We start from the raw sequence: 12,513 nt of genomic DNA on the forward strand, positions 1-12,513 counted from the left end.
CCCCGTACCCGCCCGTACACCGAATTTGCCCTCGCGGGACTGGACAGCGCGCCGGTGCGCGTGCTGCCATAACTGTAGATTGTCAACAATCCTACGGAGGGTCGCATGGCTCAGCTGTCACCCGCGCTCAAGCAGGCCACTCCCGTCCTGGCGCAACGCGGCGAGGGCGTGTACCTCTACGACGAGGCGGGCCGCCGCCATCTCGACTTCACCGCAGGGATCGGCGTCACCGGCACCGGGCACTGCCATCCCCGGGTGGTCGAGGCGGCCCAGCGGCAGGTCGGCACGCTGATCCACGGCCAGTACACGACGGTGATGCACCGGCCGCTGCTGGACCTCACCGAACGGCTCGGCGAGGTCCTGCCGGAGGGCGTCGACTCGCTGTTCTACATGAACAGCGGCAGCGAGGCCGTGGAGGCGTCGGTCCGGCTGGCCCGGCACGTCACCGGGCGGCCCAACATCGTCGTGTTCCACGGCGGCTTCCACGGCCGCACCATGGGCGCCGCCGCCCTCACCACGGCGGGCACCAAGTTCCGCGCCGGGATCGGCCCGCTGATGCCCGGCGCCGTGGTGGCTCCGTTCCCGCAGGCCTACCGGTACGGGTGGAGCGAGGAGGAGGCCACCCGGTTCGCGCTGCGCGAGCTCGACTACGTGCTGGCGACGACCGGCCCCGTCCAGGACACCGCCGCGTTCCTGGTCGAGCCGGTGCTCGGCGAGGGCGGCTACATCCCCGCGCCGGACGCGTTCCTGCAGGGCGTGCGCGAGCGCGCCGACCGGCACGGCATCCTGCTGATCGTGGACGAGGTCCAGACCGGCTTCGGCCGTACGGGGCGGTTCTGGGGCCACGACCACGCCGGCATCGTGCCCGACGTCGTCATCACGGCCAAGGGCCTGGCCAGTGGCTTCCCGCTGTCGGCGATCGCCGCCCCGGCCGCCCTCATGGAGCAGGCCTGGCCGGGCTCCCAGGGCGGCACGTACGGCGGCAACGCCGTCGCCTGCGCCGCCGCCCTCGCCACCCTGGACGTCATCCAGGACGAGCGCCTGGTGGAGAACTCGGCCGAGATGGGCGCCCGCCTGCACGAGGGCCTGCGCAAGGTCGCCGCCGACCATCCCGAGGTGGGCGATGTCCGCGGGCTCGGCCTGATGCAGGCCAGCGAGTTCACCGCGCCGGACGGCGAGCCCGACGCCGGCACCGCCCAGCGCGCGCACCGCGCCGCCACCGAGCTCGGCCTGCTGCTGCTCACCTGCGGGGCCGCGGGCAACGTCGTCCGCATGATCCCGCCGCTGATCGTGGACGGCGCCCAGATCGACGAGGCCCTCACCCTCTGGTCGGAGGCCGTCACCAGCGCGTGTTGACGGCTGACGCGAGCCGGGCTCGGGTCCGTTCCACCTGGGGAAGGGCGGGGACGGACCCGGCCCGGCCACCGTCCGGGTGGTGCTGTTAGATTCCGCGTCCATGAGCCCTTGGAACACTCCAGAACGCACCGCCCTGCGCAAGCTGGTCCGCGACTTCACCACGCGCGAGATCGTTCCGCATATGGCGGAGTGGGAGGACGCCGGGGAGCTGCCGCGCGAGCTGCACCGCAAGGCGGCGGAGGCGGGACTGCTGGGCGCGGGGTTCCCGGAGGAGGCCGGCGGGAGCGGCGGCGACGTGTTCGACGCGCTGATCGTGGCCGAGGAGCTCATCCAGGCGGGCGGCTCCGGCGGGCTGGTGGCCTCGCTGTTCACGCACGGGATCGCGCTGCCCCACATCATCGCCTCCGGCGACAAGGACCTGATCGAACGGTTCGCGCGGCCGACGCTCTCCGGCGAGGCGATCGGGGCGCTGGGCGTCACCGAGCCGGAGGCGGGATCCGATGTGGCCGGGCTGCGGACCACGGCGGTACGGGACGGCGACTCCTACATCGTCAACGGCAGCAAGCTGTTCATCACCTCCGGGGTGCGGGCCGACTTCGTCACCACGGCGGTCCGGACCGGCGAGCCGGGCGCCGGCGGGCTCTCGCTGCTGGTGATCGAGAAGGGCACGCCCGGCTTCGCGGTGTCGCGGGCGCTGAGCAAGATGGGCTGGCTCTGCTCCGACACCGCCGAGCTGTCGTTCAGCGATGTCCGGGTGCCCGCCGCCAACCTGGTCGGCGCGGAGGGCTCGGGCTTCCTGCAGATCATGATGAACTTCGTGACCGAACGGCTGTCGCTGGCCGTCCAGGCGTACGCGACCGCGCAGCGCTGCCTCGACCTGACGCTGGAGTGGGCCCGGGCGCGCGAGACGTTCGGGCGCCCGCTGGCGTCCCGGCAGGTCGTCCGGCACAAGATCGCCGAGATGGCACGCCAGGTGGACGTGGCGCGGGCGTACACCCGTACCGTCGCCGAGCGGTACGTGGCGGGCGAGGACGTGCTGACCGAGACCGCGTACGCCAAGAACACCGCCGTGTACGCGGTCGAGCATGTCGTGCACGAGGCCGTCCAGCTGCACGGCGGGATGGGCTACATGCGCGAGTCGGAGGTCGAGCGGCACTACCGGGACGCGCGGATCCTCGGCATCGGCGGCGGCACCAACGAGATCATGAACGAGATCATCGCCAAGCGGCTCGGCCTGTAGACGCCCTCGGCCGGGGCGGCCACAGGCCGAGCCGCGTGCGCGGTCAGCTCTGCACGACGGCGCCCGTCGAGAGCAGCGTGTCGATGTCGTCGAAGCCGAGGTCGGTCAGGACGTCGCGGCTCTGGCCGCCCGGCAGGACGGGGATCCCGTCGGTCCCGGTGACCGAACGGGAGAACCGCGGGGCGGGCGCGGGCTGGTGGTGGCCGCCGCGCTCGACGAAGACCTCGCGCTCGGTGTTGTACGGATGCTCGTAGGCCTCCTTGAGCGACAGCACCGGGGCCACGCACGCGTCGCTCGGCAGGAAGACCTTGGCCCATTCGTCGCGGCTCCGGGTCTTGAACGCGGCGGCGAACCGCTCGCGCAGCTCGGGCCAGCGCTCCTGGTCGTGCTGCCCGGGCAGGCCCTCCTCGCCGTCGAGGCCGAGCAGCCGCAGGAACTCGGCGTAGAACTGCGGCTCGATCGCCCCGACCGCCATGTGCGCGCCGTCGGCCGTCTCGTACACGTCGTACCAGGGGGCGCCGGTGTCGAGCATGTTGACGCCGCGCTCGTCCTTCCACATCCCGGCGGCCAGGAAGCCGTGGATGAACGTGCTCAGGTGCGCGGTGCCGTCCACGATGGCGGCGTCGACGGCCTGCCCCTTGCCGCTGATCTTGGACTCCAGCAGCGCCGCCAGCACGCCGACCACCAGGTACATGCTGCCGCCGGCGAAGTCGCCCAGCAGGTTGGCCGGGATCTGCGGCGGCCCGCCCGCACGGCCGATGGCGTGCAGCGAACCGGTGATGGCGATGTAGCCGACGTCGTGCCCGGCGCTCTGCGCGAGCGTGCCCTGCTGGCCCCAGCCGGTCATCCGCCCGTACACGATCCGGGGGTTGCGGGCTAGGCAGTCGTCCGGCCCCAGGCCAAGCCGCTCGGTCACGCCCGGCCGGAAGCCCTCCAGCAGGATGTCCGACTTCTCCACCAGCCCGAGGACGACCTCCTTGCCGCGCTCGCTCTTGAGGTCGACGGCGATGGAGCGCTTGCCGCGGTTGGTGAAGTCCGCGCCTCCCGTGGTCCTGCCCTCCCTGGCGGCGGACGCGCGGTCCACCCGGATCACGTCGGCACCCAGGTCGGCCAGCAGCATCGCGGCGAACGGCCCCGGCCCGATCCCGGCCAGCTCGATCACCCGTACCCCGGACAGTGGCCCCTTGCCCATCCCAGACCCCTCTCAGCCCACACACTGAACGTTATTCGGGTCTAGTGTGCCCGATCTCGGTAAGTATGTCCTGACTGGGCTCGGTTCAAGGCTCGGTTCAGGACGGACGGGCCGTGAGCGTCACCGGCTCGGTGGGCCGCTCCCCTTCCTGCGAGGGCGTCGCGGTCAGCAGCCGCGACTTCACCGTCACCGATTTGAACGGCCCGTCGGCGTGCGGGACGAAGCCCCGTCCCGCGGCGGCCAGGTAGTACCACTTCCCGCCCGGGGACTGCCACCACGTACCGCTGACCGGCCGCCGATCATCACACCATCCGGTCGCCCGCGCGCCCTTCCCGTCCAGGAAGGCGGCCTGCGTGGCGTTCCCGCCACCGGCGAAGGCCATGTCGGTGCACATCCACTGTGCCCGTCCACCGCCCTTGGGCAGCTTGCCGGACCAGAACTCCCACGCCGTCGCCTCGTTCACCGGACGCAGGGGCCGGGAGGTCGTGCAGGCCACCCGTTCCCAGATACGTATCCCGGCCGCGTCCAGGCGGCCCTTCTCCGCCGGCTTCTCGGCCGACGGAGACGAGGTGGGCGATGGCTCCACGCCCACGCGCGACACCGCGGCCGACAGCAGCATCGCGGCGGGCTCGCGGACGGCCCTGGGAGCCCGTTCGGTGACGGCGTCGTAGAGATCGGTGAGCGCCTGTAGCGCCGAGGGCGCCCGGCCCGGTTCGGGCTTCTGCATGGGAGCGGGCTCGGGCGTGGGCGCCGGCTTCTTGGTCTTCGCGGGTGTCCTCGCGGGCGCGGACCTGCTCGTGGCGGACTTCTCGGGCTTGGCCGCCTTGGTGGTCGGGGCCGCCGCCGCTTCCGGGCCGCCCCGGGACTCCTCGCGGGAGTCCTTGGCGGAACGGTGGGTGAGCGTCACTGGGCGGGGGCCGCCGAACTCACCCACCGTGCGCGCCTTGCCGTCGCCGATGAGGTGGAGCACCGGGCCCCGCCCGCAGCGTGTACGGGCGGCGGCGGACTCGGTGATGCCGTCGGTCACGCTGACCTTGCCGCCGGTGAGGGTCTCGGCCCGCTGCCAGGGCGCGAGCAGGTAGCGGCCGGCGCCGGCCGACATCGGGTGCTCGGGGTCGGTGGAGACGGTCGAGACCGCCAGCGGGCCGTGCGGGCCGGTGAAGCGGGCGAGCCGGTCGGCGCGGCGCAGCAGGGCGACCGGACGGCCGTCGACATGGCCGGCGAAGAGGAGTTGGGGATTGCCGGGCGCCCCCGTACGGCCGGCCTCCGTCTCCTTGATCCAGGCGCGGAGGGCGCGGTCCGTGAACGCCTTGTCGGCGGCCAGATCGCCGCGAGCGGGCCAGACGTCCAGGCTGCGCGGGGCGTTCCGCCAGGCGTCCGGTACCGCCGAAACCAGGCGCAGGTTGCGGGCGGCGGCGGTGGAGGTGCCGCTGAGGTCGTTCTCGCTGACCACCAGCGCGCCGACCAGGACCACCGTGAGGGCGGTGGCGACGGCCACCGGCAGCACCGACCGGGCCTGGACGGGCCGCAGCGCCTCCGGGCCGAAGGGAGCGGCGTCCGGCGGTTCCGGTACGGACGAGGTCGCGCGGGCCTCCTCGGCCGCCTCGATCGCCGCCCAGGGCTCGCGGACGCGGAGCCTGACGAGCTGGTCGCGCACCGCGTACCGGGGCGACTCCGCCACGTACAGGAGCACGTACGCGACCCGTACCGGCGGCTCCAGCCTGGACAGCGCGGACGTCAGGACGGGGTCGGGCAGCCGGGCGGGCATGGCGCGCAGCCACGGGCCCAGGCCGGTCCGGAACCGGCGCGAGGGGCGCATCGCGCGGCGCAGCACGCGGGTCCTGCGCCGCGCCGGGTCGCGTCCCTCGGTGCGGTCGACGATGCGGCGGGCGACGGCCAGCCGGTAGATCCGCTTGCCCTTACCCGGCAGGACGAAATACGCCAACCTGACAAGGTCCTGATCCTCTGCCTTCATGCCGCTCCCCCGAGGTCATGCCGACTGGTGCGGAGGAGACATTAGGCAGCCGCGGGGCCGGGGGCGGCGAATTTGGCGGAACGATTAAGCGAGCGGGAGGCTATCTCCCGATATGGGCGACGCGTTCGGTGAACGAGCCGTGGAATCCCATCGGAATGTGGTGCCGCAGCGGGACCACGGCGAGGGGCTCGGCCTCCATGTCGCGGGCGTCCAGGACGAGCAGCCGCGAGCGATGCTCGTCCGGGTCGTAGGCGAGGGTGAGCAACCACCCGTCCCCTTCCGGGGCGGCGGGCGTACGCGGCGCGAAGACCGGCTCCCCGAAACCGTGGCCGGGCGGGAGTTCGTGCACCTTGCGGGTGCCCGTGCCGTGGTCGTACGCGTGGATGCCGATCCGGTCGCCCGAGCGTCCCGCGAAGTAGGTGTACCGGTGGGGACGGCCCGCCTGGCGGATGTCCGCGTGCGGCAATTCCATGGGAAGCGCGCAAATCTCTTCGCGCTCGATCCTGGACGACGGGGTGATGCGATAGCGCATCAGAGCGCAGCCCCAGGGGAAGTCGTGAGTACGGAAATCGCGGAAGGCCCTGGCCACCCCGTCCCAGTCGGCGAACCGCACGAACTCCACCACGATGTCGTCGCCGTCTTCGAAGGCGTTGACGAAATGGAAGCCCAGGAGCGCCTCGTGCTCGATCACGCGGGCCCGGCCCCCGTCCCGGGGAACGATCGTGAAGCAGGTCGGCCGGTGCGGCTCGTAGGCCAGCGCGTCGGCGATCGAGCCGGTGCCCAGCAGGATGCGCCCGGCCTTGGGGATCACCGGGTTGATCACGAAGACGAGATGGCGGCGGGTGAGCGCGAAGTCGTGGTTCCACGGCGTGTACGGGAGCCGCACGCGCGGCAGATGGTGCAGCCGCCCGCCCGGGTCGACCCGGTAGCAGCGCAGGCTGCGCGTACGGGTGAAGTCCATGCCGAAGTTGAACAGCTCGCCCGTGTCGGGGCAGCGGGACGGATGCGCCGAGAACGCGGCCGTCATGCGGAGCCTGCCGTCGAAGGAGTGCTCTCCCAGCGTCTCCAGGCTGTCGGGATCGAGCCGGAACGGTCGCCCGCCCTCCCACAGGGCCAGCAACTGCCCGCCATGCAAGACGACCCCCGTGTTGGCCACATTGGCCGGCGGCCGGAGCATGTTGGCGAGCATGCCCCCTGGACGCTGCGTACCGAGTCCGCGTAGCCCGACCCTGCCCTTGCGCTGCCCGTAGCGGTAGTGGCGCGTCCGCACGTAGCGGTTGCGGTAGTGGACGCTGCCGTCGCCGGGGAACGTGAACATCGACAGCATCCCGTCGCCGTCGAAGATGTGGTCGAGCAGGCTCTCCCCCACCTGCCAGCGCCCGGGGCCGTTGCGGTAGAGCGTCCCCGTCAGTTCTTCCGGGACGCCGGTCCCGTCCACCACGTAGTCGTGCTCGTCGTCCAGCGCCGCGTACATCTGGTGCCAGGCGTCGTCATCGGTACGGGTCGTCACGGATCGCTCCCTCGCTCCAACGGCACTGTGCTTCACGGCACTGGGCCGCAGCGTGGCATGGCCGAGATGCGTAGTTCAATACCTAACGACTACTCCGACCGGCATGCCGCCGTTTCGCCCCGTACTACTGTGGCGCTGCGGGGGAACCTGCGCCGACGACCCGGCGTCGTACTCCCGACACCTCCCCGAAGCCCCTCCGCGCCCTAAGGATCCGCTCTGCCATGACCGAGGACGTTCCCGGCTACCGGGTGCTCGAGCAGGTCGGCGAGGGCGGTTTCAGCATCGTCTACCGGGCCCACCAGGAGCGGCTGGACCGGATGGTCGCGCTCAAGGTGCTGTCGATCAGCGCGGTCGACGACGGCGCGATGCGGCGGTTCCAGCGCGAGTGCAAGATCACCGGCCGGCTGTCCGGGCACCCCAACGTGGTCACCGTGCTCGACACCGGGACGACGCGTTCCGGCCGCCCCTACATCGCGATGGAGTACTTCGAGCACGGCGCGCTGACCGACCGGCTCGCGCGGGAGGGGCCGCTGCCGGTCGCCGAGATCCTGCGCATCGGGGTCAAGATGGCGGGCGCGCTGGCGGCCACGCACGAGACCGACGTCCTGCACCGCGACGTCAAGCCGCAGAACATCCTGGTCTCGCGGTACGGGGAGCCCGCGCTGGCCGACTTCGGCATCGCCCGGCTGGTCGACTCGTTCGACGCCACCCACACCCAGGCGTTCACGCCCCACCACGCGGCCCCCGAGGTCCTGGAGGGGCGCACGCCGGGCGTGGGCTCCGACATCTACTCGCTCGGCTCCACGCTCTACCAGCTGCTGGCCGGGCATCCCGCGTTCAGGGGGCCCCAGGGCGAGGGCATCGCGCAGCTGATGCTGCGGATCCTGAACAACGATCCCCCGCCGTTCCAGCGCGCCGACGTACCGCCGCCGGTCGCGGAGATCATCGGCCGCGCGATGGCGAAGGCGCCCGAGCACCGGTACGCGAGCGGGGTGGAGTTCGCGCAGGATCTGCAGCGCCTGCAGCACGAGCTCGGCCTGCCCATCACCGACCTGCTGCACAGCGGTACCGGAACGGCCGCCGTGTTCCCGTCGCCGTCGTCGTCCGCGTCCACCCTGTCGCCGCCGCACCCGAGCGAGGCGCCGCCCGCGCCCTTCACCCATCCCAAGGCGCCGCACGTACCCGACTGGGCGCCCACGTCACCGGGATCCACGCAGGAGCAGCGCACGGCCGTCGCCCCACTGTCGCCCTGGCACCCGGCCGCCGAGCAGCAGCCACCCCAGCCGCAGCCGCAGCCGCAGCCGCAGCCGCACGCAAGCACGGCGCCGCAGCCACAGCCACAGCCGAACAGCAGCGCGATTCCGCCGCCTGCGCCACCCCCTCCGCCGGCTCCGCCGCTCGCCCCGGAATCGTCCCCTGGCTGGCCGCCGCCGCGACAGGACATGGACATGACGTCCGTGGCCGCCTCCGACGGGCCGCGCCGTGGCCTGATCATCGCCGCCGCCGTCGCGCTGGTCGGCGGCCTGACGCTGGGCATCGGGGCGCTCGCGCTGACGGGCGGTCCTCCGGACGATCCGCAGGACGGGCAGCCGACCGGCGCCCAGGCCGCGCAGCCGTCCGCCGGCGCCCAGGGCGGCGACGGCACGGTGGGCGGCGGGAACGGCCAGGAGCCGATCCCTCCGGCGCAGTTCCTCGCCACCCGCCCGCGCAACGTCAAGGTCAAGGCGATCGACACCCGGGCCGTCGTGGTTTGGACCGTGCCGCCCGACGCCCGCCAGCTTCCGATCATCGTGCAGACGCTCCCGGCCGGAAGCGCCGCGGCAGTGCCCGCGGTCAAGGGCACGCGCTCGGCCACCGTGACCGGCTTGGCCCCGACCAAGGGCTACTGCTTCCGGGTCGGGGCGCTGCTGCGGATCAACGAGGGCAAGCCCGCCACCATGTCCTGGTCCAAGCCGGCCACCTGCATCCGAGGCGCCCGCGTCCAGAACTGACGCCACCACCGGCTCCGCCGGCCAACCCCTCCCGTTGACTCGTGGCGTGTTCGCCTATCCGAGGCCGCAGACAGACGAACACGCCACGAGTCAACAGAGCAGGGTCAGGCGATGATCTAGCACCGCCACAGTGGCAGGCCCTTGTACGACTTCCAGTTGCTGTTGGTGTCGATCAGGTAGCCGATGATGTAGCCCGTGTCGCCGCTGTAGGTCATCCGCAAGTACATGTTGCCGGAGAGGTTCTTGTCGTTGGGGTGGGTGTACTTCGTGCCCGTGGTCTGACAGAGCACGGGCACGCTCTCCCCGTTGTTGTCCCTCATGGTGGCGACCACGTCGTTGTCGTTGTTGGCGTTGGCGCTTTTGTGGATGTACGCGGTGGAATTGCCGTTGCTCGTTACCTTGTAGCTCTGCGTCGGTCCCGTGAGTTGCGCGCTGGTGGACGCGGCGTTGCCTGTGCCCGCGTCGTTGGCGGCGGTGACGGTGAACGTGTAGCGGCCGTTGGCCGAGATCTGGCCGAGAGTCACCGACGTACCGGTCACGTTGCTCCGGCTACCGTTCGACTTCCCGCTCCAGGCGACCGTGTAGGTCGTCCCCGGCGCTCCCCCTGCGGCCTGGTTCCACGTGACTTGCGCGCCGGTCGCCACGGCTTTCGCGCTGACGTTGCTCGGAGCGCCCGGCGGCACGCACGGCCGTACGGGATCGCTCGGCTGGGACACCTGCTCGCCCGCGCGGCCCTGAGCGTCCTTGTACTGGACTGCGACACGGAACCGGTACTCCTGGGAGCACTGGCCGCCGCTGACCGTGAACGTGTACGCGCCGGCGTTGGGAGCGATGCTCTGCGGTGACACCGTCACCCCGGCGGGGACGTCCTTCAGGACGTATCCGGTGGGCGTGCCACCCGTCGAAGGCTGGAAGTCCACCTGCATGGTGCCCGAGCCGGGCGTCACGGTCAGGTTGGTGGGAGCGAGCGGCGGCTCTTGCGGGAGCGGTGTACGCGTCGGCTGGGGCTGCGGCTGTGGTTGCGGCTGGGGTCCTTGCTCGGAGCCACCGCGCCCGCCGCCCTGGTCCGCGCCACCACTCCCGTTGCCGTTGCCCCTGGGTGCGGGCAGGGGCCGCCGGTTGGGACCGCCCGCGACCTTGTCGTCGTACTTCTCGACCCGCTTGACGCTGCCCCTGTCGTCCAGGACGACCGCGCGGTGGTCGTTCGGGTCGTGCGCCCAGAGCAGTCCGTCCTTGACGAAGACCTCCAGCGCCGACGGCTTGCCGGTGACGGTGATGAAGCGCTCGAACCGCCGCGTCGCCGTGTTGTACACCACCAGCGCACCGGCGGTCTCGTCCGGGATGTAGACCTTGGAGCCGAGGATCTGCGGGGCCCCGTAGCGATGGCGCGACATCGACAGCGCCCCGCTGGTGTGGCGGCCGGTACCGGTGTCGAGCAGCAGCAGCGAGCCCGTCTCCGGTACGAGCAGCGGCACCGTCCGGCCCTCGGTGCGGGCCGGGGCGAGCACGCCGCCCTTGCCGGCCTTCCGTACGGTCGACGGCAGCGTCACGGTGAGGTGCGCGCCGGTCTCCTTGATGACCGTGGCGGTCGCGGCCGTGGAGTCGATGGCGACGGGCTCGCCGGCGGCGATGGTCAGGGCCAGCCGGTCGCCCGGCTTGCCGACGCCGACGGGTGCCTGCGCGGCGCCGTCCCGGAACGGGATCACCTGGCCGTGCTGGGGCGCCGGGACCCACAGCGTCCCCTTGGCGTCGATGCCCGCCTGCCCGAGCGGCGGGGCGACCGTGGCGGGCTTGCCCCACGCGGCCAGCGTGAACGGGTCGATCTGCTGGATCGTCCCGCGCACCGCGTCGACCGTGTACGCGCGGCCCTGGCCGACGAGGACCTGGAGGCCTGCCGTGCCGAGCCGCCGGTTCTGCTCGATCTTCAGCTGGGACGGGTCGATCCGGCTGACCACACCGCTGTCGAGGTCGACGATCAGCACGGTGGAGCCGTCCTGGACGACCTTGATCCGGTGGCCGCGCATCGCGCCCGGCAGCGCCGCCTTGCCGTCGACCTTGGCGGCCGGGCCGTTGGCGTGCACGACCATTCCCTTGTCCGGCGCGCTCAGCCAGGCGCCGACGTCGGCGAGGTCGTACTTCGCGCTCGCCACCCCGACCCCGTAGACCGCGGCCGTGACGACCAGGATCCCCACGAGCCCGATCGCGACCTGGCCCGTCACCCGGTCGCGGCGGAAAAGCGCGCGTACGGTCCCTCTGATACCGGCCTGCCCCACGTGCCGTCACCTTCCCCATAGGCGGACGCAGCGGCCAAAGTATCGGGTACGGGGCACTCCCCTCCGGAATATGGATCAAGAGGGGGCATTTTGGCCGGATCCGGTAACTTCGGAAAACCAGGGAACCGTTGACAGATCAGTGCTCGCCGGATCCGGCCGGTGCCTCGGCGGCCCGCTGATGCAGCCGTTCCCTGATCTCGTCCGGGGTATAGGACCTGCGGCGCCGTTCGTGCCGGGCGATCACCACCCCGGTCGCCGCGACACCGACGAATCCTGCCACTCCCAGTATCTTCCACCAGCGCATCTGCCTAGGGTAGCGATCATGTCCAGCACCAGCATCGGCCTCGGCCAGGCGGCAGAGCTGACCCGCACCGGCGACGTGTGGCTGTTCCGCGGCCGCACGGTCGCCGACCGGGCGATCCAGATGACCACCAACAGCCCGGTCAACCATGTCGGCATGTCGATCGTGATCGACGACCTGCCGCCGCTGATGTGGCACGCCGAGCTGGGCCGCTCGCTGCGCGACATGTGGTCGGGCAGCCACCACCGGGGCGCCCAGCTGCACGACCTGAACGACGCGGTGGTCGCGTGGGGGAACCGCTACGGGCAGCGCGCCTGGCTGCGCCAGCTGGACCCGCCGGCGGACCGGGAGATGGAGAACGCGGCGCTCAAGGCGGTGGCCCGGCTGGACGGCACGCCGTTCCCGACCACGTCCCGGATGGCCTCGCGCTGGCTGCGCGGCCGGATCCCGTTCCGCCGGCCGGCCGAACGGGACATGGACCTGGAGACCGCGTTCTGCGCCGAGATCGTGGCCGTGACGTACCAGTCGATGGGGCTGCTGCCTCCGGGGCGCCGCCCCAACTGGTTCGATCCGGGACGCTTCTGGAGCGGGGACGACCTGGAGCTGGAGGACGGCGCCCGCCTGGGCGGCGAGATCGGCGTCCTCGTTCCGGAGAAGTGAGCCCAGGGGACGGTC

At 72.0% G+C, this 12,513-nt stretch carries 9 protein-coding genes; 4 read left to right on the forward strand and 5 right to left on the reverse strand.

The genetic code is table 11. From position 1 onward, the window contains the following. Positions 1 to 105 precede the first annotated feature (105 nt). Together ACH34Q_RS00905 and ACH34Q_RS00910 are read left to right on the forward strand one after the other, a co-directional pair. Positions 106 to 1,356, forward strand: a complete 1,251-nt coding sequence (locus ACH34Q_RS00905; RefSeq protein WP_395980725.1) for an aspartate aminotransferase family protein — start codon at positions 106 to 108, stop codon at positions 1,354 to 1,356. Positions 1,357 to 1,456: 100 nt separating this feature from the next. Beyond that, positions 1,457 to 2,596, forward strand: a complete 1,140-nt coding sequence (locus ACH34Q_RS00910; protein ID WP_395980726.1) for an acyl-CoA dehydrogenase family protein — start codon at positions 1,457 to 1,459, stop codon at positions 2,594 to 2,596. Positions 2,597 to 2,639: 43 nt separating this feature from the next. Here the strand turns inward: ACH34Q_RS00910 and ACH34Q_RS00915 are convergent, their stop codons facing one another. The 3 genes from ACH34Q_RS00915 to ACH34Q_RS00925 all read right to left on the reverse strand — a co-directional run bounded on the left by ACH34Q_RS00915 (position 2,640) and on the right by ACH34Q_RS00925 (position 7,273). Continuing rightward, on the reverse strand, positions 2,640 to 3,788 hold the full coding sequence (locus ACH34Q_RS00915) for a CaiB/BaiF CoA transferase family protein (RefSeq protein WP_395980727.1): 1,149 nt from the start codon (positions 3,786 to 3,788) through the stop codon (positions 2,640 to 2,642). Positions 3,789 to 3,885: 97 nt separating this feature from the next. Next, positions 3,886 to 5,763 carry a hypothetical protein gene (locus tag ACH34Q_RS00920; protein WP_395980728.1) on the reverse strand — a complete coding sequence of 626 codons (1,878 nt, stop codon included), beginning with the start codon at positions 5,761 to 5,763 and terminating at the stop codon, positions 3,886 to 3,888. 100 nt (positions 5,764 to 5,863) lie between these two features. Then, a complete protein-coding gene (locus ACH34Q_RS00925) occupies positions 5,864 to 7,273 on the reverse strand; it encodes a carotenoid oxygenase family protein (RefSeq protein WP_395980729.1) in 1,410 nt (469 codons plus the stop codon). A 221-nt stretch (positions 7,274 to 7,494) separates the two neighbouring features. Between ACH34Q_RS00925 and ACH34Q_RS00930 the strand changes: the two genes are divergently transcribed. Then, complete coding sequence (locus ACH34Q_RS00930) at positions 7,495 to 9,264, forward strand: protein kinase (protein ID WP_395980730.1); 1,770 nt, start codon at positions 7,495 to 7,497, stop codon at positions 9,262 to 9,264. A 116-nt stretch (positions 9,265 to 9,380) separates the two neighbouring features. Here the strand turns inward: ACH34Q_RS00930 and ACH34Q_RS00935 are convergent, their stop codons facing one another. Next, positions 9,381 to 11,537 carry a fibronectin type III domain-containing protein gene (locus ACH34Q_RS00935; protein WP_395980731.1) on the reverse strand — a complete coding sequence of 719 codons (2,157 nt, stop codon included), beginning with the start codon at positions 11,535 to 11,537 and terminating at the stop codon, positions 9,381 to 9,383. A 136-nt stretch (positions 11,538 to 11,673) separates the two neighbouring features. Further along, a complete protein-coding gene (locus tag ACH34Q_RS00940; RefSeq protein WP_395980732.1) occupies positions 11,674 to 11,817 on the reverse strand; it encodes a hypothetical protein in 144 nt (47 codons plus the stop codon). A gap of 42 nt (positions 11,818 to 11,859) precedes the next feature. Between ACH34Q_RS00940 and ACH34Q_RS00945 the strand changes: the two genes are divergently transcribed. Beyond that, positions 11,860 to 12,498, forward strand: a complete 639-nt coding sequence (locus ACH34Q_RS00945; protein ID WP_395980733.1) for a hypothetical protein — start codon at positions 11,860 to 11,862, stop codon at positions 12,496 to 12,498. The last annotated feature ends 15 nt before the right edge of the window (positions 12,499 to 12,513 follow it).

Source organism: Actinomadura sp. 9N407, from assembly GCF_044326315.1.
Classification (GTDB): Bacteria; Actinomycetota; Actinomycetes; order Streptosporangiales; family Streptosporangiaceae; genus Spirillospora.

Excerpts from the sequence above, each read along its gene's own strand:
- ACH34Q_RS00905 (WP_395980725.1), top strand. The coding sequence starts at position 106 with ATGGCTCAGCTGTCACCCGCGCTCAAGCAGGCCACTCCCGTCCTGGCG.
- ACH34Q_RS00910 (WP_395980726.1), top strand. The coding sequence starts at position 1,457 with ATGAGCCCTTGGAACACTCCAGAACGCACCGCCCTGCGCAAGCTGGTC.
- ACH34Q_RS00915 (WP_395980727.1), bottom strand. The coding sequence starts at position 3,788 with ATGGGCAAGGGGCCACTGTCCGGGGTACGGGTGATCGAGCTGGCCGGG.
- ACH34Q_RS00920 (WP_395980728.1), bottom strand. The coding sequence starts at position 5,763 with ATGAAGGCAGAGGATCAGGACCTTGTCAGGTTGGCGTATTTCGTCCTG.
- ACH34Q_RS00930 (WP_395980730.1), top strand. The coding sequence starts at position 7,495 with ATGACCGAGGACGTTCCCGGCTACCGGGTGCTCGAGCAGGTCGGCGAG.
- ACH34Q_RS00945 (WP_395980733.1), top strand. The coding sequence starts at position 11,860 with ATGTCCAGCACCAGCATCGGCCTCGGCCAGGCGGCAGAGCTGACCCGC.